Source organism: Corynebacterium lehmanniae (assembly GCF_043161975.1).
Taxonomy (GTDB): Bacteria; Actinomycetota; Actinomycetes; order Mycobacteriales; family Mycobacteriaceae; genus Corynebacterium; species Corynebacterium lehmanniae.
In genome coordinates this window covers 2,384,855-2,409,963 of the sequence record NZ_CP170998.1, presented here as the reverse complement: position 1 = coordinate 2,409,963, position 25,109 = coordinate 2,384,855, and the positions used below count along the sequence as shown (strand labels likewise).

At 66.6% G+C, this 25,109-nt stretch carries 16 protein-coding genes; 7 read left to right on the top strand and 9 right to left on the bottom strand.

Annotation, left to right across the window (positions count from 1 at the left end):
• Window positions 1-136 precede the first annotated feature (136 nt).
• Window positions 137-1,963 carry a phosphoenolpyruvate carboxykinase (GTP) gene (locus ACF3NP_RS11480; RefSeq protein ID WP_392398707.1) on the bottom strand — a complete coding sequence of 609 codons (1,827 nt, stop codon included), beginning with the start codon at window positions 1,961-1,963 and terminating at the stop codon, window positions 137-139.
• 271 nt (window positions 1,964-2,234) lie between these two features.
• Between ACF3NP_RS11480 and trmB the strand changes: the two genes are divergently transcribed.
• Genes trmB through ACF3NP_RS11445 form a run of 7 tightly spaced genes read left to right on the top strand, consistent with a single transcriptional unit; the run spans window position 2,235 to window position 10,176 of the window.
• Window positions 2,235-3,005: a tRNA (guanosine(46)-N7)-methyltransferase TrmB gene (trmB, locus tag ACF3NP_RS11475; RefSeq protein WP_392398706.1), complete on the top strand. Its 771-nt coding sequence runs from the start codon at window positions 2,235-2,237 to the stop codon at window positions 3,003-3,005.
• Between the two features lie 2 nt (window positions 3,006-3,007).
• On the top strand, window positions 3,008-3,682 hold the full coding sequence (locus ACF3NP_RS11470; protein ID WP_392398705.1) for an NYN domain-containing protein: 675 nt from the start codon (window positions 3,008-3,010) through the stop codon (window positions 3,680-3,682).
• Window positions 3,683-3,692: 10 nt separating this feature from the next.
• Window positions 3,693-6,017 carry an MMPL family transporter gene (locus tag ACF3NP_RS11465; RefSeq protein ID WP_392398704.1) on the top strand — a complete coding sequence of 775 codons (2,325 nt, stop codon included), beginning with the start codon at window positions 3,693-3,695 and terminating at the stop codon, window positions 6,015-6,017.
• Window positions 6,007-7,002: a lysylphosphatidylglycerol synthase transmembrane domain-containing protein gene (locus ACF3NP_RS11460; RefSeq protein ID WP_392398703.1), complete on the top strand. Its 996-nt coding sequence runs from the start codon at window positions 6,007-6,009 to the stop codon at window positions 7,000-7,002. Before ACF3NP_RS11465 ends, ACF3NP_RS11460 begins: the two co-directional genes overlap by 11 nt.
• A 58-nt stretch (window positions 7,003-7,060) precedes the next feature.
• On the top strand, window positions 7,061-8,512 hold the full coding sequence (locus ACF3NP_RS11455; protein WP_392398702.1) for an FAD-binding protein: 1,452 nt from the start codon (window positions 7,061-7,063) through the stop codon (window positions 8,510-8,512).
• Window positions 8,513-8,528: 16 nt separating this feature from the next.
• Window positions 8,529-9,815, top strand: coding sequence for a class I SAM-dependent methyltransferase (locus ACF3NP_RS11450; RefSeq protein ID WP_392399148.1), 1,287 nt, complete (start codon window positions 8,529-8,531; stop codon window positions 9,813-9,815).
• 10 nt (window positions 9,816-9,825) lie between these two features.
• A complete protein-coding gene (locus ACF3NP_RS11445; RefSeq protein WP_392398701.1) occupies window positions 9,826-10,176 on the top strand; it encodes a DUF3054 domain-containing protein in 351 nt (116 codons plus the stop codon).
• 169 nt (window positions 10,177-10,345) lie between these two features.
• Here ACF3NP_RS11445 and ACF3NP_RS11440 read toward each other — a convergent pair whose 3' ends face one another.
• From ACF3NP_RS11440 to ACF3NP_RS11405, 8 genes are all read right to left on the bottom strand, one after another.
• Entirely contained in the window at window positions 10,346-11,887 is a 1,542-nt protein-coding gene (locus tag ACF3NP_RS11440; RefSeq protein WP_392398700.1) for an acyl-CoA carboxylase subunit beta, read from the bottom strand.
• On the bottom strand, window positions 11,884-16,593 hold the full coding sequence (gene pks13, locus ACF3NP_RS11435) for a polyketide synthase Pks13 (protein ID WP_392398699.1): 4,710 nt from the start codon (window positions 16,591-16,593) through the stop codon (window positions 11,884-11,886). Before pks13 ends, ACF3NP_RS11440 begins: the two co-directional genes overlap by 4 nt.
• A gap of 35 nt (window positions 16,594-16,628) precedes the next feature.
• On the bottom strand, window positions 16,629-18,446 hold the full coding sequence (locus ACF3NP_RS11430) for a FadD32-like long-chain-fatty-acid--AMP ligase (protein ID WP_181889217.1): 1,818 nt from the start codon (window positions 18,444-18,446) through the stop codon (window positions 16,629-16,631).
• Between the two features lie 36 nt (window positions 18,447-18,482).
• Window positions 18,483-19,439 (bottom strand): cutinase family protein, encoded by a 957-nt coding sequence (locus tag ACF3NP_RS11425; protein ID WP_181889218.1) that lies wholly within the window; start codon window positions 19,437-19,439, stop codon window positions 18,483-18,485.
• A 24-nt stretch (window positions 19,440-19,463) separates the two neighbouring features.
• Entirely contained in the window at window positions 19,464-19,955 is a 492-nt protein-coding gene (locus ACF3NP_RS11420) for a DUF732 domain-containing protein (RefSeq protein WP_181889219.1), read from the bottom strand.
• A complete protein-coding gene (locus ACF3NP_RS11415; RefSeq protein WP_181889220.1) occupies window positions 19,955-21,916 on the bottom strand; it encodes an alpha/beta hydrolase-fold protein in 1,962 nt (653 codons plus the stop codon). Before ACF3NP_RS11415 ends, ACF3NP_RS11420 begins: the two co-directional genes overlap by 1 nt.
• Window positions 21,917-22,219: 303 nt before the next feature.
• Window positions 22,220-23,854, bottom strand: coding sequence for an IS3 family transposase (locus tag ACF3NP_RS11410; RefSeq protein WP_181889013.1), 1,635 nt, complete (start codon window positions 23,852-23,854; stop codon window positions 22,220-22,222).
• A 239-nt stretch (window positions 23,855-24,093) separates the two neighbouring features.
• Entirely contained in the window at window positions 24,094-25,107 is a 1,014-nt protein-coding gene (locus tag ACF3NP_RS11405) for an alpha/beta hydrolase (protein ID WP_181889222.1), read from the bottom strand.
• Window positions 25,108-25,109 lie beyond the last annotated feature (2 nt).

The window sequence follows — 25,109 nt, the reverse complement described above, 5'->3', positions numbered from 1 at the left end:
ACAAGTTCCCCCGCCATCCCGATGAGAATAGCGAAAGGCCTGCCAAACGGCAGGCCTTAAGCTTTATTAACAACAGATCCTGTCTGAAGTTCTCCAGCAGCAACGATACAACATCACTGCCGTGCTACTCAAGCGATTACTTCGTCGCAGCGTGGATGCGCTCGTCCAGCTTCTTCAGCTGGTCGAAGATCTCCTGCGGCACGCGGGATCCGAGGCCCTCAAGGTAGCGGCGGGAGTCCGCGACGTCTTCCTTCCACAGCTCCGGGTCGGCGGTGAGCGCCTCGCGCACGTCCTCGATAGGGGTGTCCAGGCCGGTCAGGTCCAGGTCTTCGGCGCGGGCGGTGTAGCCGACCACGGTCTCGTCGGCGTCGACCTTGCCCTCGATGCGGTCGATGACCCACTTGAGCACACGCGAGTTGTCGCCGAAGCCCGGCCACAGGAAGCGGTCGTCGTCGCCGCGGCGGAACCAGTTGACCAGGAAGATCTCCGGCATGCGGTCGCCGCCCTTTTCGCCCATGTCCAGCCAGTGCTGGAAGTAGTCGCCCACGTTGTAGCCCATGAACGGCAGCATGGCCATCGGGTCGTGGCGCAGGGAGCCGACCTTCGCCTCCGCGGAGGCGGCGGTCTGGCCGGAGGAGAGCATCGCGCCGATCATGGTGCCGTGCTCCCAGTTGTGGGCCTGGGTGACCAGCGGCACGGTGTCCGGGCGGCGGCCGCCGAAGAGGATGGCGTCGATCTTGACACCCTGCCAGTCGTTGAACTCCGGTGCGGCGGCCGGGCACTGCTCGATGGCCACGCAGTAGCGGGAGTTCGGGTGGGCTGCCTTGGAGGAGGATTCCGGTGTCCAGTCCTCGCCGCGCCAGTCGATGAGGTGGGCCGGCTTGTCGCCGTCCATGCCTTCCCACCAGATGTCGCCGTCGTCGGTAAGTGCGACGTTGGTGAACAGGATGTTGCCCGGCTCCATGCTGCGCATGGCGATCGGGTTGGAGGCGTAGTTGGTGCCCGGGGCGACGCCGAAGAAGCCGTTTTCCGGGTTCACGGCGTACAGGCCGTCCTCACGCAGGTGCATCCAGGCGATGTCGTCGCCGACGACCTCGGCCGTCCAGCCGTCGAGCGTCGGGGTGATCATGGCCAGGTTGGTCTTGCCGCAAGCCGACGGGAAGGCGGCGGCGATGTGGTAGGCCTTGCCCTCCGGGGAGGTGAGCTTGAGGATGAGCATGTGCTCGGCCATCCAGCCCTCTTCCTTCGCCATCACGGACGCGATGCGCAGGGCGTAGCACTTCTTGGCCAGGATGGCGTTGCCGCCGTAGCCGGAGCCGTAGGACCAGATCTCCTTGGTCTCCGGGAACTGGGAGATGTACTTGGTGTCGTTGCACGGCCACGCCGCATCTTCCTGGCCCGGCTCGAGCGGGGCGCCGACGGAGTGGAGGCAGTGCACGAAATTCTCGCCTTCGATCTTCTCCAACGCCTGGGTGCCCATGCGGGTCATGATGCGCATGGAGAGCACGACGTAGGCGGAGTCCGTCAGCTGGACGCCAAGCTTCGGGTCCGGGTCGGAGATGGGGCCCATGCAGAACGGCACGACGTACATGGTGCGCCCGCGCATCGCGCCGGTGAAGTGCTCCAGCATCTCTTCCTTGAGCGCGGCCGGCTTCATCCAGTTGTTGGTCGGGCCTGCGTCTTCTTCGTTCTCAGTGGAGATGAAGGTGCGGGATTCGACGCGTGCGACGTCGGACGGGTTGGAGCGGGCGAGGAAGGAGTTGGGGCGCTTTTCCTCGTTGAGCTTGATCAGGGTGCCTGACTCGACAAGTTCGGCGGTGAGGCGGTCCCATTCTTCCTGGGAGCCGTCGGCGAAGACGACCTTGTCGGGCTGGAAGAGCTCGACCGCCTCGTTGATCCAAGCGATTAGCTTTTCGTTGTCGGTGGGGTTGGTCCCCTCCAGGCGCTTGATTTCGGCGGTCATACGTACTCCTTGTTCAACTGGTTATGGCCAGTGCGCGTGCGAAATTCATCGTTGTTGCGTCACAAGATTATCGAAACGGGCGTTCATCTGGCCAAAAGTTCCGACCAATCCGCGTCCACTGGATATAACCAGACCGCACGAGCACGACCTTTGCCGCAAGCGGGGGTGACGCCCTACCCCCGTCGCCCGTTCTTGAGCCTTCGCTTTACGACGCCTTCGGGGGTGCCCCGTGGAGCTTGCGTTTGCCCTGTTCATGTGGACAATAAATCTGATGAATAATACTGAAAATTTGCGTCCGGGAACGGGCGAGTTGCCGGCGGGCCGCCCGCTGCAAACCGAGTTCGACACCGGCCTGGACTACCCGCGCCTGGGTTCCGTGACCTTCCGCCGCGGCACGTTGACGGAAAACCAGGAGGCCCTGTTCGACGAGCACTGGCCACGCCTGGGCCGCGTACTGGCGGAGGGCTCGGACGATCCCATCGACGTCGACGAGTGGTTCGGCCGCTCCGGCCACCCCACCATCGTCGAGATCGGCTCGGGCACCGGCACCTCCACCGCCGCGATGGCGCCGCTGGAGGCGGACACGAACATCATCGCCGTGGAGCTGTACAAGCCTGGACTGGCCAAGCTGTTGGGCTCGGTGGTGCGCGGCGGTATCGACAACATCCGCATGGTGCGCGGCGACGGCGTGGAGGTCCTGGCCCGCATGTTCGGCGAGGAGTCCCTCGACGGCGTGCGCATCTTCTTCCCGGACCCGTGGCCGAAGGCGCGCCACCACAAGCGCCGCATCATCCAGTCCGGCACCCTGAACCTGATTGCCACTCGGTTGAAGCCGGGCGGTGTGCTGCACGTTGCCACGGACCACGCGGATTACGCGGAGTGGATCGACGAGCTGGTGAACGTGGAGCCGATGCTGGAGTACAAGGGTTGGCCGTGGGAGGAGGCGCCGCTGCTCACGGACCGGCAGGTGATCACTAAGTTCGAAGGCAAAGGCCTGGATAAGGATCATGTGATCCGCGAGTACCTGTGGGAGAAGAAGTAGCCATGGATCTGCAAGCGCTGTCGCACCCGTACACCCCGGGCGCGCCCGCCGGCCCGGAAAGCTACCTGCTGGTGTGGGATGCGCCGAACTTGGACATGGGCCTCGGCGCGATCCTGGGTGGACGCCCGACTGCGGCGCACCGTCCCCGCTTCGACGCGATCGGGCGCTGGCTTATCGACGAAGCCGAGGCCCGCGCCGACGAGCTTGGCCGCGACATCGAACCGGAGGCGACGGTGTTCACCAACGTCGCCGCCGCAGGCGCGGATTCCATCCGCCCGTGGGTGGAAGCGCTGCGCAACGTCGGTTTCGCGGTGTTTGCCAAGCCGAAGAGCGACGAGGATTCGGACGTGGACCAGGACATGCTGGCCCACATCCAGCGCCGCCGCGACGAGGGCGTGCTCCAGGGCGTCGTGGTCGCCTCGGCGGACGGGCAGAACTTCCAGGAGCCGCTGCTCGAGCTGGTGGACGCCGGCATCCCGGTGACCGTCCTCGGTTTCCACGAGCACGCCTCCTGGGCGGTGAACTCCCGCGACGTGGATTTTGTGGACTTGGAGGACATCCCGGGCGTGTTCCAGAACCCGCTGCCGCGTGTGAACCTGGACCGGCTGCCGGACGGCGGCGCGTGGCTGCAGCCGTTCCGCCCGCTGCGCTCCCTGCTGCACAACACCCGCGACTAGGAGGCCGGAGATGTTTTACAAGTGGGGCCGTTTCGCGTTCCGCCACCGCCGGATCATTCCGCTGGTAGTCATCGTGCTCATCCTGGCCATGCAGGTGCTGTTCGGATCGAAGCTGGGCGAGCGCCTCTCCCAGGAAGGCTGGGAGGACCCAGGCGCGGACTCGACCACCGCCGCGCAGATCGAGTACGACACCTTCGGCCGCGACAACTCGGGCGATGTGATCCTGCTGGTGAGCACACCCGACGACTCGGCAACCCCGGTCAGCATCGACGATCCGCTGCTCGTGGAGTCAATGAACACACAGATCAGCGGCCTGCGGGACCAGTTCCCCAACGAGATCGACCACATCACCAGCTACTTCGAGCGCCCCAACCCGCAGCTCGTCAACGACGACCACACCAAGGCGTTCGCGGCAATCGGGCTCAAGGGCGACGGCGAGCAGACGCTGAAGGATTTCCGCACCATCAAGCCCGCGCTCGAGGCGATGGAGCTGCCGGGCGCGACCGTGCAGGTCGCCGGCGCGACCGCGGTGGCCGACGCGCTGGACGAGGGCATGGCGGCCGACATCGCCCGCGCCGAGAAGGTCGGCCTGGTCTTCGTCGCCGTCATTTTGTTGTTTGTGTTCGGTGGCGTGGTGGCTGCCGCGATGCCGCTGATCGTGGGCATTTTGTCCATCATCGGTTCGCTGTCGCTGCTGTCGGTGTTGGCGCAGTACCAGCAGGTGAACATCTTCTCGCAGTCCATCATCACGTTGCTTGGCCTGGGCCTGGCCATCGATTACGGCCTGTTCATGGTCTCGCGCTTCCGCGAGGAGCTGGACCGCGGCGCGGACGTCGAGGAGGCGGTGGCGGTGACCACCAACACCGCCGGCAAGACCGTGTTCTTCTCCGCGCTCATGGTGGGCGTGGCCTTGTCCGGGCTGCTGATGTTCCCGCAGGCCTTCCTCAAATCCGTGGCCTACGGCGCAATGAGCGCGGTGCTGCTCGCCGCCGTGATCTCTGTGGCGGTGCTGCCGGCGCTGTTCGGCATGCTTGGCCCCAAGATCGACATGTGGTCGGTGCGCAATGCTTCTCGACGTGCACGCCGCCTCCAAGACACCGTCTGGTACAAGATCCCGGCGTGGGCGATGCGGCACGCCAAGGCTGTCGTGGTCGGCTGCGCGGCACTGTTGCTCCTGCTCACCGTGCCGATCGTGGGCATCACGTTCGGCGGCATCAACGAGACGTACCTGCCGCCGAACCAGGCCACCCGCCAGGCCCAGGACGAGTTCAACGAGGAGTTCCCCGCCTTCCGCACCGACCCGGTCAAGCTCGTGGTCACCGGCGCGGACAACCAGCAGCTCGTGGACATCGTGATGCAGACCCGCCAGGTCGAGGGCCTGGCTGCGCCGCTCAAACCCGCGCACGCCACGCAGGACGGCACCACGGTGCTTTCCGCCCCGTTGGCGGATAGGGCCGGGGGCGCGGACGTCGTGAAGCAATTGCGAAACATCGACACCCCCGAGGGCGTCGAGACCTACGTCGCAGGCACCCCGGCGATGGAAACCGAGTCCATCGAGGCGCTGCTGAAACGCCTGCCGTGGATGGCGCTGTACATGGTCATCGCCACGTTCCTGCTGATGGCGCTAGTGTTCGGCTCCGTGATCCTGCCGGCGAAGGCCGTGATCATGAACGTGCTCGGCATCGGCGCCACGCTCGGCTTCCTCACCGCCGTCTTCGTCGACGGCCTCGGCGCCGGCGCGCTGAACTTCACCCCGGGTCCGCTGATGAGCCCGATCCTGGTGCTGATCATCTCCATCCTCTACGGCCTGTCCACGGACTACGAGGTCTTCCTGGTCTCGCGCATGGTGGAGGCGCGCCAGGACGGCGAAAGCACCGACGAGGCGATCAAGCGCGGCACCGCGCACACCGGCGGTATCATCACAGCCGCGGCGCTCATCATGATCGTCGTCGCCGCCGCCTTCGCGCTCAGCGAGATTGTGATGATGAAGTACATCGCCTACGGCATGATCTTCTCGCTTGCGCTCGACGCCACCCTGATCCGCCTGCTGTTCGTGCCTGCGGTGATGCACCTGCTGCGCGAGGACAGCTGGTGGGCGCCGCGCTGGGTCAAGCGTTTGGCCGGCGCGTTCGGGGAGGGCTCAAGCCTATCGACGCCACCGCGCACCGATACCCCCATCTCCGACATGGTGCCCGACACCCAACCCGGCCGCGCGGGAGTGTCGGTGTCCGAGGATGCCTCGCTGGTGCCGTTTACCCAGCTCATGCGCGACCTGGAGGAGCGCCGCGCACGCCAGGCGCTGGAGCAGCTGAAGAAGAAGGAACTTGAGCGCTAACACGTGGCGCCAGTGGCTGCGCTGGCTCGCGCCCGTAGCCATCATGGTGGTCGTGCTGGTGGTGCTGCGCGACCAGCTGCCGTTTTTCGGGGAGGCGTGGAAGGCCGTTGGCGCGGCGTCGACAGGCCCGCTGCTTGGCGCTGTGGCTACGGCGGTGCTGTCGCTGGCGGCGATGTCCGGGGTGATGCAGATCCTGCTCAACGTGGAGGGGCGGATTACGGGGGTGGCGCGCACGAACGCGATCGTGTTCGCCTCCAACGCCTGGTCCACCACGGTGCCGGGCGGGCCCGCGCTGTCGGCGTGGCTGACGTTTAGGGTGCACCGGTCCTGGGGTGCGTCCGTGGGGTTGTGCGGCTGGTTCTTCGTGGTCTCAGGCGCGCTGTCGACGGTGTGGATGGTGCTCATCGGCGTGGTCGCCGTGGCGCTTTTGGGCGCGGAGCTGTCCGTGTGGTCCCTGGTGGCGTCGCTGGCAGTGGCGCTGGCGACGATCGGCGCGGTGTTCTGGGCGACCCTCCACCCTGCGGTGCTGAAGCGCTGGGTGCGGTTTCTGCCGGAGAAGGTGCGCGGGCGGGTCGTGGACGTGATCGACCAGGTCTCTGCGATCCGCATTTCCGCGCCGGCGTTTTTCGCGGCGGCGGGGCTCTCTCTTGCGAACCGGCTATTGGACCTGGCCACGATGGTCTTCGCCGTGTGGGCCGTGTCCGGCCAGGGCGCGCCACTTGCCGGGGTGTGCCTGGCGTTCATCATGACCAAGCTGGCCGGCTCGGCCCAGGTCACGCCCGGCGGGCTCGGCACGGTGGAGCCCGTGGCAGTGGGCATGCTGGTCGCCGCCGGGTTGCCGCTGGCCCACGCCACGGCGGCGACGGTGGTGTACCGGGCGGTGTCGTTCCTGCTCATCACAGCAATCGGGTGGGTGGTCTACGCGGCGGTGTACGCCGGACGCGGCTTCATGGCCGGGCGTCCGGCCGCTGGCAAAGCCGTTTGAGCTGGCGTGACGTTTTATCTTGCGCGCGGCGCGCAACTTGGGTCTATGGTTGCACTACATGAGCGTTTCCCGCATGTTTTCCGGTCGCAGCGTCGATTTTGAACGCGTCGTGCCCATCGGCTGGCACGCGCACGAGGAGGGGGTTGCCGCGCTCCTGGATAGCTTCCGGCGGGTGCCAGACGGCCAGCGGGTGCGCTTGGCCAAGAAGACGTCGAACCTTTTCCGTTCCCGCGACGCGGGGAGCGCCGGGCTCAACGTGGAGGGCCTGCGCGGCGTCATCGCCGTCGACCCAGTGACGAAAACAGCCGACGTGCAGGGTATGTGCACCTATGAGGACCTCGTCGACGCCACCCTGCCGTACGGCCTCGCGCCATTGGTGGTGCCGCAGCTAAAAACTATTACTCTCGGCGGCGCAGTTTCCGGCATGGGCGTCGAGTCCACCTCCTTCCGCAACGGTCTGCCGCACGAGTCCGTGCTCGAGATGGACGTGCTCGTGGGCACCGGTGACATCGTCACCTGTTCACGCGACGAAAACGTCGCGCTCTTCCGCGCGTTCCCGAACTCCTACGGCTCACTCGGCTACGCGGTGCGCCTCACCATCGAGCTCGAGGAGGTCGAGCCGTTTGTTGAGCTCCAGCACATTCGCTACAACGACCTCACGGCCTTCCAGGACGCCCTCGCCGACGCCGCCGCCACCGGCCAATGGGCCGGGCGCGCCCTGCACGGCCTCGACGCCGTCGCGTTCTCCCCCACCGAGCAGTACCTAGTCTGCGCCTTCCAGGTCGACCAGGCACCGGGGACCTCCGACTACACGCGCGATGCCGTGTACTATCGCTCGCTTCAGCACCCGTCCGGAGTGCACCACGACTTCCTCACCGTCCGCGACTACATTTGGCGCTGGGACACCGACTGGTTCTGGTGCTCCCGCGCCTTCGGCACCCAGAACCCCAAGGTGCGCAAGTTCTGGCCGCGCGAGCTGCGTCGCAGCACGTTCTACTGGAAGCTCGTGGGCCTAGACAAGAAGTACGACCTGGAGTACCGGTTCCTAAAGAAGCCGAAGGGCCTGCCGCGCACCGAGCGCGTCGTGCAAGACATCGAGGTGCGCGACACGCAGATCGCCGAGTTCCTCGACTGGTTCTTCAAAGCCAGCGATATCCAGCCGGTTTGGCTGTGTCCGATCCGGCTGCGGGACGGCGTCGATACGCTCGCTGGCGTCGGCCTCGACGAAGAGGCGCCGTGGCCGCTCTACCCCCTCGAGCCGGCGACGACGTGGGTGAACGTCGGCTTCTGGTCCGGCGTCCCGGAGGTGGAGCCGGGGGCCTTCAACAAGGTCATCGAGCGGAAGGTCTCAGACCTCGGCGGGCACAAGTCCCTGTACTCCGAGGCGTTCTACGACCGCGCCGAGTTCGAGCGCCTCTACGGCGGGGACCTGCCGGAGCGGATGAAAGCCCAGTACGACCCGGACCGGCGCTTCCCGGGCCTCTACGAAAAGACAGTGGAAAACGCGTAGGAGAATGACAATGCAGATGACCGTGGCGGATATCGTCGACACCCTCTTCCCTTCTGGCACCCCGTTCAAGTGGGAAGCTTTCGACGGCTCATCAACGGGACCGGCGGACGCCAAGCACACAGTGAAGGTGAACAGCCCCGGGGGTCTGTCCTACATAGTCACCCACCCCGGCGACGTCGGCCTCGCCCGCGCCTGGGTCACCGATGGCCTGACGGTTGAAGGCGCGCACCTCGCGCACCCGTACGACGTCTTCGATGACATGCGCACCCTCTACAACAACTACAAGCGCCCGAACCCGCGCGAGCTCGTCCGCATCGCACGCTCCCTGCGCTCCATGGGCGCACTGCAGATCCAGCCAATCCCGGAGGCGGAGCAAGCGTCCTGGCTCGAGCGCACCATCCGCCAGGGCCTCGCCCCGCACTCGAAGGAACGCGACGCCCAGGTTATTTCGTCCCACTACGACGTGGGCAACGACTTCTACGAACTGTTCCTCGGCGAGTCCATGGCCTACACCTGCGCCTACTACCCCACCCCGGACGCCACCCTCGACGAGGCGCAGGAAAACAAGTTCCGCCTCGTCTTTGAGAAGATGAACCTTAAGCCCGGTGACAAGCACCTCGACGTCGGCTGCGGCTGGGGCTCCATGGTGCGTTACGCAGCCCGCCAAGGCGTGAAGTCCCTCGGCGTCACCCTCTCGAAGGAGCAGGCCGAGTGGGCGCAGGCGAAGATCAAGGAGGAGGGCCTCGAGGACCTCGCGGAGGTGCGCTTCCTGGACTACCGCGACGTCACCGAGACCGGCTTCGACGGCGTCTCCTCAATCGGCCTGCTCGAGCACATCGGGGTGAACAACTACGCCTCGTACTTCGAGTTCCTCGCCGGCAAGCTGCGCCCGGGTGGCGTGATGGTCAACCACTGCATCACCTACCCGGACAACCACAAAACGTCGCAGGGCGACTTCATCAACCGCTACATCTTCCCGGACGGCGAGCTCACCGGCTCCGGCACGATCATTCACGAGATGCAGGACCACGGCTTCGAAGTCTTCCACGAGGAGAACATCCGCTTCGACTACATGCGCACGCTGCACGACTGGTGTGAGAACCTCAAGGCCAATTGGGACGAGGCAGTCGCGCTTGTCGGCGAAAACACCGCCAAGCTGTGGGGCATGTACATGGCGGGCTCCGAATGGGGTTTCGAGCACGACGTCGTGGAGCTGCACCAGGTCGTGGGCATCAAGCTTGCTAGCGACGGCTCCCGCGCCGGCGCACCTGAGCGCCGGTGGTGGAACGACTCGGTGTTCTAGAGTGGGCGGCATGCGCAACACCATCTCCAAGCCCTACGCCATCGCCGCCGACTATGTCGCCATCGCTGCCTTCGCCCTCTTGGCACGCGCGGCGCACCAGTCCGACGACATGCCCTTCAACTTCACCGGCTGGCTGTCCACCCTGTGGCCGTTCGCCCTCGGCGTGACGCTCGGCTGGCTGATCACGCGCAAAAACAACGGCGGGGTCATCTGGATCATCACCGTGGTCACCGGGCTCGTGATCTGGGGCATCCGCAACGGCGACGTACCCCACTGGTCTTTCATCGTCGTGGCCACGGTGATGTCCGCGCTGCTCATGCTCGGCTGGCGCGGCGTGGCCAAACTCGTGCGCAAAAACTAAAACGCACCCGCTGGAAAGGCGGGTGCGCGTGGCTTCGGCGCGGATTAGAAGCCGATGCCGAAGTTCCAGGCCGGGTTTCCGGTCTGGATGCCATTGATAAACCAGACCAGCATGCTGATCAGGTCGCCGAAAATGTCAAGAGTGGAAGAAAGCATGGGGAGAAACCTTACTAGAGGGGACTAATGGTGTGCTTCTTGGGCAGGTCGAATTCCTGCTTGGAGGCTAGCTGCCGCAGGGCTCGTCGTAAAGCGATGCGTGTTTGGCTCGGTTCAATCATCTGGTCGATGTAGCCGCGCTCCGCCGCGACGTACGGCGAGGTCATTTCCTGGTCGTAGAAGTCCATGAACATCTTCTTCATGGCTTCGCGCTGCGCCGGGTCCTCGATGGCGGCAAGCTGCTTGCCCTGCAGCATCACCACCGCCGCCGCCGAACCCATCACCGCGATCTGGGCGGTGGGCCACGCCAGGTTGATGTCGCCGTTGAGGTTCTTCGACCCCATCACGGCGTACGCGCCGCCGTAGGCCTTGCGCACGACCAGCGTGACCTTCGGCACGGTGGCCTCCACGCCGGCGAACGCGAACTTCGCGCCGCGGTGGATCAGGCCCTCGCGCTCCTGCTCCACGCCGGGCAGGTAGCCGGGGGTGTCCACGACGTAGACGATGGGGATGTTGTACGCGTCGCAGGTGCGGATGAAGCGCGCGCCCTTGTCGGCGGCGTCCGCGTCGATGCAGCCCGCGGCGTACATGGGGTTGTTGGCGACGAAGCCGACGGCGCGGCCGTCGATACGCCCGAATGCGCAGATGAGGTTCTCGGCGTACCCGGACTGGACCTCGACGAGGTCCTCGTCGTCGCCGAGCTGCACCAGCAGGTCCATCATGTCGTAGCCGGCGTTGGTGTCGTCGGGCATGAAGGTGTCCAGCGCGGAGTCGTCGAGCTCCTCATCGGGCTGCGCGGCGACGACGGGCGCGGCGTCGAACGTGGACGTCGGCAGGTGCGCGAGCAGGTCCTTGACGTAGTCGAAGGCGTCCTCCTCCGTCGCCACAACCGCCTGGATGTTGCCGGCGGCCTCCTGCACGCGCGCCCCGCCCAACTCGGCGGAGGTGATGTCCTCGCCCGTGACCTCGCGGATCACATTTGGGCCGGTGACGTACATCTCGGACTCGCCGTCGACCGCGACGACGAAGTCGGTGGTCACCGGCGCGTAGACGGCGCCGCCGGCGGACTTGCCCAGCATGATGGAGATCTGCGGCACGCGGCCCGACAGGGGCAGCTGGCGCTTCGCAATCTCGGAGTACATTGCCAGCGACGTCACCGCGTCCTGGATGCGGGCGCCGCCGGAGTCCTGGATGCCGATCACCGGGCACGAGATCTTGATGGCGAACTCCATGACCTCGGTGACCTTGCGCCCGAACGTCACGCCGACTGACCCACCGTAGACAGTCTTGTCGTGGGCGTACACGGCGACAGGGCGGCCGTCGATGCGCCCGTAGCCGGTGACAACGCCGTCGGAGTAGACGGCGTCCGGGTCGCCCGGGGTGCGGGCCAGGGCGCCGATTTCGACGAAGGAGCCCTCGTCCAACAGCGCGTCGATGCGCTGGCGCGGGGTGGTGCGCCCGGCGTCGTCGCGGCGCTTCCGGGAGCGTTCGGAGCCCGGGTCCTGCGCCTTGTCCAGGCGCTCGCGCAGGTCTTGGAGTTTCTCGGCGGTTGTCATCGCTTCCCCTCAATCCATGCGTTCATATGCTTTCCGACGATCCCCACCGCCGGCTCGTCCACCACCGCGAGGTGGTCGCCGGGCAGGTGGACGATGGTCAGGTCGTCCACGATAGCGCCCCAGCCGCCGTCCTCGTCGATGTGCGCGTAGTTCGGCTCGAGCTGGATCGCACCGTCGTGCATGCGCTCCGAGCGGAACAGCAGCACCGGCACCTTTACATCCGCCCAGCGGGTGAAGTCCAGGTGGTTGAGGATCTGGTTGTCCACGAAGCTCGCCCGCTGGTGCTCCAGCACACCGGCGGCGAGGCCGTGCTCGGAGGCGTCGGTGGTGGCCAGGAACTCGGTGAGCATCTGCAGCAGCGCGTCTTCGCCGGCGGTCTCCAGCAGCTCGTACGGCACGTCGAATTCGAGGCCGTACGTTTCCTTGGCAAACGCGGCGTAGCGGCCCCAGCGCGCCTTCGTCTCTTCCAGCGTGTCGGGGATCGGCTCGGACGGCTGGGTGGTGTCCAACAGCGCGATGTAGTCGATCTTGTCGTTGCCCAGCTGGTGTGCGACCTCATAGGCCAGCGCGCCGCCGAACGACCAGCCGGCGAGCACGACCTTGCGCCCGTCGGCGATGCGCTCGATGTCCTTGACGTACTCCGCCGCGCGCTCCTCCAGGGAGCCTTCCAGGCGCTCGACGCCGTAGACGGGCACGTCGTCGCCAAGCCTCCGCGCGAGCGGCGCGTACACCGACGACGACCCGCCCGCCGGGTGGAACACGAACACCGGGGAAACCTCGGCGTCGCCGTCGCGGAAGACGCGGATGTTGCCGTCCACAGGTGTTTCCAGCCCCTCGCGCACGAGGTTCGCCAGCGGCTCGAGCGTCTCGGCGCCGAGCACGTCGTCCGCGGTGACGTCGATGCCGGAGCGCTCGGTCAGGTGCGCGGCGATCTCGGCCGCCTGCTCCTTGCTAATCGACGGCAACTCCGACGTCACACCGGCCGCCGCCGCACCCGCGTACTTGGCCCAGGCGCCGAAGACCATGCGCTCGGAGGCGTCACGCGGGGCCACGCCCACACCCTGGGTCTTCTCGGCCGCCGCGGCCGGGTCGCGCGCCTCGTCGTTGTAGGCCATCGGCTGCGGCGCGTCCGTCTTGCCGGCGACGGCGTCTTCGACGATGCGGATCACGTCGGCGACGGAGGCGTCGCGAAGCGTCTGCACCTGCAGCGGCGGGATCTGGAAGTCGTTCTCCACGCGGTTTTTGATGCGCATGCCCATCAGGGAGTCGAGGCCGAGGTCGATCAGCGGCAGCTCGTCGGGCAGGTCCGCGGCGTCGTAGCCCATGGACTCGGAGACGATGTCGCGCAGGCGGTCCGCCACCGACTCGCCGGAGTTGGGGTCCCAACGCACGGCATCTGTCTCGGTGTCTCCCTCGGGGGCGTTGTCCACCGAAGGTTCGTCGTCAAGCGGTTGCTCCATGACGCCCTGCACCGGGGCGCGGTCGATGGTGGAGGCGAAGCCCTCCGCGAGCAGTGTTGCGCCATCGAAGACCTTGATGGATACCCCGCCGAGCGAGGAGGCGACGATGGTGGTCACCTCGCCGTCCGCGGGCAGGTAGCCGTGCTCCTCGGTGGCCACCACGCGCGCGTCGGGCGAGACCTCGGCGGCGGCGGACTCGATGAGCTGGTGCGGGCTGAAGATCTGGTCGGCGGCGGTGGAAAACGCCACCTCGCCGCCCGGCAGGCGCACGCGCGAGCCCAAAAGCGACGCGCGCGACGACGACGGCCGTGCCGGCGTCCAGTGGTCCACCTGTTTAAACACGGTCTTCGGCGCCTGGACCACGTCGCCCGCACCGTAGAACGCGCCGAAGTCCACGCCCATGCCGCCCACGTACAGCTTCGCGGCCAGGTCCAGCAGCGATTCCAGTTCGTCCACCTTGCGCTTGGTGGTGTACAGCAGCTGCGCCTCTGGCTTGCCGGCGGCGAACGCGGTGTTCATCATGCCCATCAGCGCCACCGGGTTCGGGGTGATTTCCACGAGCGTGGTGTGGCCGGCGGCAAACGCGGCCTCGGTGGCGTCTTGGAAGTACACCGGCTGGCGGGTCATGCGCAGGAAGTACTGGTCGTCGTGGACGATCTGGCCGGGCTGGTACACCTCGCCGCGGTCCACGGAGGAAAACAGCGGCACGCGCAACGGCCGCGCGTCAAGACCTGCGATTTCGCCGGCGAGGTCGCCCATGATCGGGTCGAGGGCGCTGGTGTGGCCGGCGCCACGCACGTTGAGCTTGCGCGCGAATTTCTCCTCGGCCTCGAGCGCTGCCACCACGTAGTCGACGGCCTTGCCCGGCCCGCCGACGGTGGTCATGCCGGGCCCCGCGTACACGGCGGGTTCCACGCCGCGAGCCTGCTCATGCTTCTCGACGAACTCCGCCAACTCCTCGCGGGAGAGCTCCACCACCGCCATCGCACCTTCTTGCTCGGTGCCGGCGATCATGGCTTCGCCCTCGCCCATGAGGCGGGCACGCGCGGTGGCGACCAGGATGCACTCCTCGGCGGAAAGGCCCCCGGCGCCGTATGCCGCGGCGATCTCGCCCATGGACATGCCCATCGTGGCGACCGGGGTGATGCCGGCGGCGGCGAGCAGGTCGGTCTGGGCGATCTGGATGGCGGTGATGGTGACCTGGCCGTTTTCAGTGTCGTAGGTCAGCTCGTCGTTCTCGATAATCTCGAGCATGGACCAGCCGGCCTGGAACTTGACCATCTCGTCCAGCTCGCGCATGCGGCGCGCGAACAGCGGGGAGCGTGCAATGAGCTCCTTGGCCATCTTGCGGTGCTGGGAGCCGAAGCCGGAGTAGACGAAGACGGGGCCCATCGGGGTGGGCGCGTCGGCGGCGGCGATGCCGGGGCCGATCTTGCCGTCGGCGACCTGGCGCAGGCGGCGCACGGCCTCCTCGACGCCGGTCGCCTGCACGACGGCAGCGGAGCGCCCGTGGTTGCGCTTGGCCAGCGAGCGCGCAACCGGGATCAGGTCGGCGTCGTCGCGGCCCTCGAGGAAGTCCGCGAGCACACCGGCGGCTTCCTTGCGCCGCGACGGCAACAGCCCAGACACCGGCAGCGCCGCCACGGAAACGCCCTCGAAGGCGGGCTCATCCTCGACCACGTCGAAGTCGTAGTCGGCCGGGTCGAAGTCGGCCACGACCACGTGCGCGTTGGTGCCGCCGAAGCCGAAGCCGGAGATACCGGCGACGCGGCGGCCGGAGTAGCGCGGCCACTCGCGCGGGTCCTGGACGACCTCGATGCGCTCGGCGTCGAAGTCCACGTAGTGGTTCGGTGCGGCGAAGTTGATGGACTCCGGGATCGTGTCGTGCTTGAGCGCCTCGAGCACCTTGATCAGCGCCACCACGCCGGCGGCGGATTCGGAGTGGCCGATGTTGGACTTCGCCGAGCCCAGCAGCAGCGGCTGGTAAGCCTCGCGCCCGCGGCCGAGCACCTCGCCCAGCGCGGTGGCCTCGATCGGATCGCCGAGGATGGTGCCGGTGCCGTGAGCTTCGACCAGGTCCACCTGGTGCGGGTCCACGCCGGCGTCGGCGTAGGCGCGGCGCAAAACGTCCACCTGCGCCTCCGGGTTCGGGGCGGTTAGCCCGTTGGAGTGGCCGTCGGAGTTGGTCGCCGACCCCTTGATCACGGCCAAGATGTTGTCACCATCGCGCACGGCGTCCTCGACGCGCTTGAGCACCACAAAACCTGCGGCATCGGCGCGGACGATGCCGTCAGCGTCGTCGGAAAAGGCATGGATGCGCCCGGTCGGCGAGATCACGCCGAGCTCCGAAAACGCCAGCGACGCGAACGGGTTGGCCAGGATGTTCACGCCGCCGGCCAGGGCGACGTCGGCCTCGCCGTCACGAAGCGCACGCACCGCGTGGTGCACCGACACCAGCGACGACGAGCACGCGGTGTCCACGTTCATCGACGGGCCGCGGAAGTCGAACGCGTACGAGATGCGGTTCGGGATCACGGCGGAGGACGCGCCGGTCAGCGCGTACGGGTGCGCCTCGTTCGGGTCGGCGGCGATGAGCATGCCGTAGTCGTTGTTGGACGAGCCCACGAACACGCCCACAGGCTCCCCGCGCAGCTCGCTGGGCGCCAAGCCGGCGTCCTCGAGCGCCTCCCACGCCACCTCGAGCATGATGCGCTGCTGCGGGTCCATGTTCTGCGCCTCGAGCGGGGAGATGCCGAAGAACTCGTGGTCGAAGGACGCGATGCCGTCCATGTAGCCGCCGTCGGTGTTCTCCTCCGCCATCTTGGTGCGCACCACCGGATCGCCCAGGTACTCGTCCCAGCGGAGCGGGGGAAGCGGGCCGGTGGCGGAGCGGCCGTCGATAAGCATCTGCCAGAACTCGTCGTTGTTTTTCGCGCCCGGGAAGCGCCCCGCGGAGCCCACGATCGCGATGTCGTGGGAGCTCGTTGCTTCTCGACGTTCAACCTCCGGCGCTGCCTGCCTCTGCGCAAGGAGCGCCTGTGCCAGCGCCGTGATGGTCGGGTACTGGTAGGCGACGGTGGGATCAACACGGCGGCCGAGCTTCTTTTCCAGCTCGCCGGAGAGGATCACCGCATCGCGGGATGCGAGGCCGTAGGTTTCGAGCGGCGTGGTCGGGTCCACCGAGTCGACGCCGGTGGCGCCCTCGACCCAACTGGTGAGCCACTGGATCAGTTGATGCTCGTTCATAACAGTTCAGAGTATCGGCCCATCCGGGCTTTTCGTTACTCCGCTGCAGCGTGTTCGCGTTCGGTGAACTGCTTCGCATTGACGCGGCGGGCGATCTTGCCTGCGGTGGAGCGGGCCACACCGCCCGGCGCGCGGAACTCCACGACCTCCGGCGAGATGCCGTGGTTGGTGGTGATGGCGGAACGGATGGCGTCCTCGGCGGCGGCGTCGCCTTCCTCGGTTGCGCCGTCGGCGCGCTCGGCGAGGATGATCAGGCGCTCCACGTCGTCGCCCGGCACGGCGAACGCGGCGACGGAGTCCTTGCGCACGTGGTCGGAGGCCTCCATCGCGGTGGCCTCGATGTCCTGCGGGTAGTGGTTGCGGCCCGCCACGACGACGAGGTCTTTCACGCGCCCGGTGAGGTAGAGGTGGTTGTCCAGCACGGTGCCCAAGTCGCCGGTGGCGCACCAGTTGTCCTTCGGCAGGCCGTCCTGGATGGTGGCTCCGATGGTGTTGCGGAAGGTCGCCTCGGTTTCCTCCGGGCGGTCCAGGTAGCCGGCGGCGACGTTGTTGCCGTTGACCCAAATCTCGCCGATCTCGCCTTCGGGCAGCTCGTTTTTGGTCTCGGTGTCCACGATGGCGAAGTGCATCCACTTCGCCGGCTGGCCGATGGACGCCATGGGCACGCCGCCTTCGGCGGGCACGGCCTTGCCGTCGGCGAGTGCTTCGCGGTCGAATTCAATGAACTTCGGGCGCTCCTCGGTGCGGTCCGTGGACACCAGCAGTGTGGCCTCCGCCAGGCCGTAGGAGGGGCGCAGCACCGTGCGGTCCAGGCCGGACTCGCCGAACGCGCCGACGAAGGCCTCCACGCCCGGCTTGGTCACGGACTCGGAGCCGATGAGGATGCAGTGCACGCCGGAGAAGTCGTACTGGTCCGGGGTCTCCGGCGCCGCGTAGCGGGCGGCCAGATCCAGCGCGAAGTTGGGGATGCAGGAGTAAATGTGCACGTCGGCCGGGTCGTCGTCGCGCCGCGAAAGCATGTCCACCCAGCGCTTCGGGTTCTGCAGGAAGTCGCGCGGGCTCATGATCTCCAGCACCTGGCCCAGCACGACGCCGACCACGGCGACGATGACGCCCATGTCGTGGTGCTGCGGCAGCCAGGTTGGGATGCGCATGGGCGCTTCGAAGCGCAGCGCCTCGTTGATCTGGAGTACGTCGGTGACCAGCGCTTCGTTGGTGATCATCACGCCGGCCGGGTTGCGGGTGGAGCCGGAGGTGTACTGCAAGAAGCAGATGGCGCCGGCGGTGTCCTCGCCCTCTGCCGGGGTGATGGGCTGCCAGGACTCTGCGAGCGTGTCCGGCAGGGAGTCCGCGGCGATAATGCGGGGGCGCTCGGCAGCCGGGCGGTCGGCGAAGTAGGCGCGCACGGCAGGGGCGCCGGCGGAGTTGGTCACCACGAGCCGCGCGTTGGCGTCGTCGAGCACGGCGCGCAGGTGGGCCTCATGGCCGGGCTCGTTCGGGTCGTACAGCGGCACCGGAGCCAGGCCTGCGTACAGCGCGCCCATGAAGGCGAAGAGGTACTCGGCGGAGTTCGGGGCCATAATCGCCACGCGTTCCCCCGGCTCGCCTACCTGGGCGAGGCGCGCGGCGACGGCCTTGATGCGTGTGTTGACCTGCGTGCGGGTGAACTCGCGCGCCTCGCCTTCCGGGTTGGAGGTGAAGTCCCAGTCACGGATGTTCACCGCGTCGCCGCCGCCGGTGGCCAGGTGGGCCTGGTAGATCGTCTCGCTCAGGCGCGGGAGGGTGAAGTGCTCCGGGAGCGCGATTTGGCCGTCATCGTCGAAAAATTGCGCGATGAGCTGCTGAAGATCCATACCCGTAACTCCTTTTCAGGACAAAATGATTTTGGACTACAAACTGTCTACCACGTTCTGGACCCAACCTACAGTCCATTCCGGCGTGGTGGTCCCGGGGATGACGGCCGGATTGGTCGCGTACATGGCGTGATTGCCGTTCGCCGCAATGAGCGCGTGAGCCCGGTCGATGGCGTTACCCACACCCTTCGGCGCGTCGCAGACCGTGTCGTCCGGCGCGCAGATCTCAAACGCGCGGTCCTCAACCAGGCCGAAGCCGCCAGGACGCGGGCCGGTCATGGTCGCGCCCGGGGTGACCCGGTCCACAAGCCCCTGCAGCGGCTGCATGACAATTTCCGCGCCCACGCCGCCGACCTCGGCGCCCGGGTTGACGCCCACGCCGTTTTCACGCCGGCCGTCCGCGATCATCACCGCGCCCAGCAGCCGCTCCGGGTCGATCGGCCCTTCGCTGTTGCCGATCTTGGACGCCACGTCGCCCACAATCACCGCACCCTGGGAGAACCCGGCGACGATGAACTTTGTCGACGGGCACGTCTCCGCCACAAACCTCAGCTCGCCCGACAGTTTGGCGGTGCCCTCGGCGCGCGAGTCGTCGTAGGTCATCTCGGCGCGCCCGTGCGCCGTCTGGATGTTCCTGAACTGCGCGGTGTACGGCACCGTGAACACGCGCACGTGGTTGATGTCGTACATCTGCTGTAGCGGCTGGGTGATCGAGAGCATGAAGCTCGCCGGGTTGGCCGAGGGCGCGAACGGGTCATCGTCTGCCGCGGACTCCCAGGTGCCGGGCACGGAGACGAACTCGACCGCAGGGCACCAGTCCGGCTCCACCGCCTGCGACTCCGAGGGTTCCTCAGGCGCCTCGGAGGTCGCCAACGGCCCGTCCGCGGACGGCAGCCCGGTCTCGCCGGAACGCCACTGGTAGATCCCCAGACCGATCAAGGACAGCACCACAATCACTGCGGCGACGACAAATACGTTGCGCGATGCGCGCATGAGCCCAGGCTCCCTTCTGTACTGCTAGGAGCAGAGGTTGGCGCGTGCGGTGTCGCTGATCAGCGCCGCCACGCCCGCCGCATCCATGTCGGTGCGGCGCTGCTCCACAAGCTGGCCTGCCACCGCGTCGCGGGTGATCAGGTCGTCCGCGCATACGGTAGCCCCGGTGGCTGTGAGCTGGTCTTCAATCCCGTCGACGTTGACTCCGCTTTCCCTTAGGGTGGCCAGGTAGGCCTCCTCCTGCGGGGAGAATGCGCTGGCCTGCTCGGGCACGTCGGTCACCTCGCGGGCCGGTTGGTCGTCGGCGCGTTTGCCTTGCGACGGCACAACTGCCGACGACGACGGCGCCACCGACGATGACGCAGTTTCCGTCTCGGATTCAGTTTCCGCCTCAGTGGTCTCGCTGGCCACCGTCGGGGTCTCCGTCACGTCGTCGGAGTCCACAGTGGCGCCTCCGCAGGCGGCCAGGGCGACGGCGGCAGCGGCCGTCGCAAAGCAGAATGCAACCTTGCGCACTACTTCTTCCTCACGTTGACGTTGCCGTTGACCTGCTCAATCGTGCCGTGCTGGAAGTCGATGGTCAGGCCGCCGGCCTGGATCTTCTCCATGTCCTTCACCGGCCAGCCCAGCTCGCCCTGCTCGTAGCCGCGCCTGCCCCACTCGTCGAAGATGTCGCCGGTGAGGATGGTGTGCGCGCCCGTGGCCGCGGACCAGTAGATGTTGCCGTGCTCGAACGGCTGAAAGAAGCCGCCCTTGACCGCGATTTCGTTGCCGGTCGGGTACCCCAGCTCAGAGGTTGCGGTGCCGATCTCGCCGTACTTCTCCGCGATCGCACCGTGGACGATGAAGTGCTTGCCGTCCGGGTTGCGGGTGAGGAAGCCGCCCTGGAACTTCTGCACGTAGCCCTGGCCCACCTGGTTCGCCTCGGCCACCGGGTACTTCAGGTCGCCGCCCTCGTAGCCGTTCTCACCCCACGCGGCGAACATGTCGCCCGGGATGGCGTACGCGCCGGTCTGCGGGGTCCAGTAGACGGAGCCGTGCTGGAAGTGCACGAAGCGGCCCACGCCGTCAGGCGCCGGCGTCTCACCCGTGACCGGGAAGCCCAGCCAGCCCGCCGGGCCGCCGAGCGCGTTGTACTTGGCAAGGATCGCGCCGAACAGCGCGTGCGCGCCGGTGTCCGGGGACCAGAAGGCGGTGCCGCCGCGGAAGTCCTGGGCCTTGCCCTTGGTGTCCTTGCCCGCGTCGTACTCGTCGTTGACGCAGGAGCCGATCGTGCCGGACTTGGTGGCCTCCGCGATCGCGCCGACCGGGGTGCACTTGGAGCCGCGGTCCGCCTCCGGCACCTCCAGCGCGTTGGCCATGTACGGCCAGGCCTGCGCCATCTCGAACTGCCAGTACTCCCAAGAGTGCACGCCTGACGGGCGGAAGCGCACGATCGGCTTCACCGGGGTGCGGGAGGCGTAGTCCACGAACGTCTGGGTGGACAGGCGCGACAGCACCTCCAGGCCGATGCCGGCCGGGTTCGCCTGGCCCTTGGCCACAGACTCCGGGTTGCCAAAGTCGTCGCGGCCCGAGCCTGCGGAGACGTAGACCGTCATGTCCTTCAGGTTCTCGATGCCCAGCTTCGGGTCGTGGTCGATCCAGTCCTGCGAGCCCAGCGGGCCCCACATCGCCTCGGCGTTGTAGCCGCCGGCGTCCAACTGCGCCGCCTTGATCGCGGTGGGCATGCCGGTGGTGGTGGTGTCGAGGTAGCCGGAGAAGGAGCCGACGAACTTGAACAGGTTCGGATTACGCTCAGCCAGGTTGACCGCGGCGGTGCCGCCCATGGACAGGCCCACCACGGCGCGGGAGCCGTTGGAGCGGAACTCGTTGTTCAGCACCGGGATGAGCTCCTTGGTCAGGAACGTCTCCCACTTGTAGTGCTTACCGTTGTTCTCGCGCTGCCAGTCGGAGTAGAAGGAGGACTCGCCGCCGACCGGCAGGATCACGTTGACGTTCTTGTCGGCGTAGAACTGCTCGATGTTCGTCTCGATAGTCCAGCCGTTTTCGTCGTCACGCGCGCGCAGGCCGTCGAGTGCCCACACCTCGGGGAACTTCGCGGTCGGGTTGGAGTGCCAGTCGCGCGCCAGCAGGATCTGCACCTGGATCGGGTGGTCCGGCATGGACGGGGAGTTGATGAACACCGCCACTCGACGATTGGTGATCCACTCGATGCGGTCCACCTTCACGCCGTCCGGCAGGCCCGGGATCTGCGGGCTGGTCTCCACCTCGATCGGGGTGCGCTTCGGCGGGTCGTGCGGGCGCAGTCCGTCGGAGATGCCGCGGTTGGAGGACAGCTGCGAGGACAGGTCGCTCGGCAGGCTCGGCTGGGCGCCGGCGGCGGGCGCGGTGGCAACTGCGGGTGCCAGCGAAAGCGCAAGAGCGGCGGGCAGCAGCGCGGCGGCGATCCGCGTGGGGGTGGTTCGGTTGTCTCGCATGAGTCTCCTACCTCGTCTGGCTACTGGTGTCACAAGAGTATCGACCAAAAGCTTAAGTTTCACTTGAAGGTTTAGTCGTGTGCGACACGCGATGCGTTACGACGAGCCCCGCCCCTCGCCGCCGCGCCTGCCCCCAGCCCGGGCCCGGGGCCCGATCCAGCCCCCGATCCGCGCAGATCTTCACCATCTGCAGTTCACCATTTGCCCCGAAAAGGCTAAAACCGGCTACCTACATCCGGCTATGTGCTGGAAAGGGGATGCGGACAAATTCTTGGAGTGCATTTGGGGGACTTTGTCTCGTTGTTATGCACTCAGTGCTTGTCGGTGTTCGGCGATGGTGGTGTAGCCGTCGCCGAGTGTCGACTTCAATCGTCTGTGAATGTAGAAGTCGATGTAGGTGTCAATATAGTCGCGCATTTGCTCCACCGTCATCGTTGACACCACAGGCCTGCCTTTGAGCAGTTCTTGTTTCATCGTGCCGAAGAACCCTTCGGTGCGCGCGTTGTCGCCGCTGGTGGCTTTGCGTGACAGTGACGGGATGTATCGCCACCGGGTGTCGCACCACGCATCGGCCTGGCAGTCGGGGCAATCCAGGATGTTGTGGGTGTGGTCGGTGATCAGGCTGACCCAGCGTTCACTGCGGTAGAGCCCGCCACGGTCGGAATGGATAATCGGTTGCGCACCGTCGGGTTTTACCTCGTCGATTCGCGCGATCATCTCGGCGACCAAGTCGTGATTCGGCGACGTCGACATGGTGACCGCAATCGGCATCCCGTCGTAGAAATCGATCGCTGCCGACAGGAACAACTTCCCGTCTGGGCAGTGGATTTCGGTGACGTCGGTGCCGATTTTCTCCCACGGGGCATCCGCGTGGAAATCGTGGGTCAGCCCCTGAGTGTCGGCGTGGTCGATGAAATACTGCGACGGTGCAACAACCGGCCGGGCCGCATCCGAATCCGCATCCCCGTCGCTGCTGTCGGGTGGGGTGATCAGCAGCAGGTTTGCCGGTTTGTGGTCGGTTTCACCGGTGTAGGAGGAGTACTTGCCCGACGCCTTCGCCGGCGGGCGGCACCCAAGCTCTTTCATGAGGGTGCGCACGATCTTTTCCGACACTGTATGCCCCATGATCTTTAACCAGGCGTGGATGCGCCGGTAGCCGTAGCTTTGCCCGGATTCGGCGGCTGCCTGCAAGATCAGCGGTTTGAGTGCAGCGTGGCGCTGTTCGCGCTGTTGCACTACCTGCGTGTGTTTGTGTCGGTGGTAGTAAAACGTCGACTGCGCAATCCCAACGACCGCGCATGCTCGAGCGATGGAAAACTCGTGGGCGTCCGTGAGGGCAACCACCACTGCGGCTTTCGCCGCGGTGGACAGCTCACCGTCACGGACGTCGTCTTTTCCCCGCGACTCACCGTCGCGGACGTTGTCTTTTCCCCGTGGCTCACCATCGCTCATGAGCACGTGGATAATGGCGTCTTTGACCGTTTCCCGGTCGCGCATCTCAACAACGAGTTTTTTCAGCTCGTCCATGTCACTGGGTAAATCAGCGATATCGTCTATCGGCCCAGGCCCTGGCAGCCACTCGTTGACTGGCCGGGGTGGTTTCTTCGCATTGGCTGCCTCATCGACTCGCTGCTGCTGATGGTTGCGTTGGACTTTGCGGTGTTTGCTCACGCGTTCCATTGTCGCCGCATAGGCCTCGTCGAAAGTCATCGACGCTGCCGAATCGCGTTCGTCATCGTCGGGCCAAAACCGCTTCGTCCAGGTCAGTGCCGCGGTGTCGTGGACATCGAACTCCACGGCAATGTCACGCACTGTCGCCTGCGAGGTCAATCTGCGTGCGACAACTTTTGCGATGGTCTCAGCGTCGTAGGCGCGTCGCGTACCGTCCAAGCTCTGGCCACGACGCTTGGCCGCAACCCAGTTGCCGACCGTGGCCACCGACGGTCGGCGACCACACGCGTGTTCAGCCCAGTCGCAGACCTCACGGGCAGACGACCCAGCCAAAAACCTCTCAACCGCACCAACGCGGATATCAGATGGAAAACCTGCGGGCATCGGAATACCTTCCAGCCCCCAACACTCCAACTTTTTGTCCGCGCTCCCAAAAACAGCTGGTAACCGTTTGTAGGTAGCCGGTTTCGGCAGGATATGCCCGGCGGTCCGGGCGAGATAGCGCCCTACCAGGCGTTCATCACGTTCAGGATGCGCGGCTTGGTAGCCGCGAGCTGGCCGCCGAACTGGTCCCAGTTGTGCAGGCCGGTCGGGGTGAACACGGCGGTGTGCTGCACACCGGTCACAGTGGCCTTCGCGGACCACGCGCGGGTGGTAGCGTTCGCGACGTTTTCCAGCGCGATGCCGGCGGCGCGGTGCTGTGGCAGGTACTTCTGGTCTGCCGGGCCCGGCACGCCGGAGCCGGCGGAGACGTACACGTCGCGGCCGCGGAGGTTGCCCATGTTCAAGAACGGGTCGTTTTCAAAGCGGCGCGGGTTCAGCGAGGACCCCCACATGGCGTTGACGTTGTACATGCCGCCGTCGAGAAGCGCGGCTCGCAGTGCGGTCTGGCCGCCCGGCACCGTGGTGGTGAGGTAGCCCGAGAAGGACAGCACCTGGCGGAACTGGTTCGGGTGCAGCGCGGCGAGGTTGATCGCGGCGGTGCCGCCCATGGAAAGGCCGAGAATGGAGTTGTTCGTCGGCGAAACGCCGAAGTGCTGCTGCAGGTAGGGCGGCAGCTCCTTGGTCAGGAAGGTGTCCCACTTGTAGGTCACCGGATGGTTGAAGTCGTAGGTCGCCGGGGCGTTCCAGTCGGTGTAGAAGGAGGACTGGCCGCCGACGGGCATCACCAAGGTGATGTTGTTGTCCTTGAACATCTGGGCGGCGTTGACGTCGTTGACCCAGGCGTTGGTGATCTCGGTGGCGCGCAGGCCGTCGAGCATGTACAGGCCAGCGTTGCCGGCGCGCTGCGCGGGCTGGATCTGGACGGGGATGTGGCGGTTCATCGCGGGGGACCACACCGTGCAGCGCTGCACCCAGAATCCGACGCGGTCCCACTCGCAGTGGCCGGTGGAGTCGGGTCGCAGCCAGTCACGGTGCGCCGCCGACGCCTGCGGAGCGCCGATCACCGCTGCCAGGCCCGTGACCAGGGCCATGAGCAGCGCAGTGAGCTTGCGGCGCACAGAATTTTTGGAGTTCATAG

Coding starts and splice junctions, on each gene's coding strand:
- pks13 (WP_392398699.1), bottom strand. CDS start 16,593: ATGAACGAGCATCAACTGATCCAGTGGCTCACCAGTTGGGTCGAGGGC.
- trmB (WP_392398706.1), top strand. CDS start 2,235: ATGAATAATACTGAAAATTTGCGTCCGGGAACGGGCGAGTTGCCGGCG.
- ACF3NP_RS11440 (WP_392398700.1), bottom strand. CDS start 11,887: ATGACAACCGCCGAGAAACTCCAAGACCTGCGCGAGCGCCTGGACAAG.
- ACF3NP_RS11470 (WP_392398705.1), top strand. CDS start 3,008: ATGGATCTGCAAGCGCTGTCGCACCCGTACACCCCGGGCGCGCCCGCC.
- ACF3NP_RS11425 (WP_181889218.1), bottom strand. CDS start 19,439: ATGCGCGCATCGCGCAACGTATTTGTCGTCGCCGCAGTGATTGTGGTG.
- ACF3NP_RS11480 (WP_392398707.1), bottom strand. CDS start 1,963: ATGACCGCCGAAATCAAGCGCCTGGAGGGGACCAACCCCACCGACAAC.
- ACF3NP_RS11455 (WP_392398702.1), top strand. CDS start 7,061: ATGAGCGTTTCCCGCATGTTTTCCGGTCGCAGCGTCGATTTTGAACGC.
- ACF3NP_RS11415 (WP_181889220.1), bottom strand. CDS start 21,916: ATGCGAGACAACCGAACCACCCCCACGCGGATCGCCGCCGCGCTGCTG.
- ACF3NP_RS11445 (WP_392398701.1), top strand. CDS start 9,826: ATGCGCAACACCATCTCCAAGCCCTACGCCATCGCCGCCGACTATGTC.
- ACF3NP_RS11430 (WP_181889217.1), bottom strand. CDS start 18,446: ATGGATCTTCAGCAGCTCATCGCGCAATTTTTCGACGATGACGGCCAA.
- ACF3NP_RS11405 (WP_181889222.1), bottom strand. CDS start 25,107: ATGAACTCCAAAAATTCTGTGCGCCGCAAGCTCACTGCGCTGCTCATG.
- ACF3NP_RS11450 (WP_392399148.1), top strand. CDS start 8,529: ATGACCGTGGCGGATATCGTCGACACCCTCTTCCCTTCTGGCACCCCG.
- ACF3NP_RS11465 (WP_392398704.1), top strand. CDS start 3,693: ATGTTTTACAAGTGGGGCCGTTTCGCGTTCCGCCACCGCCGGATCATT.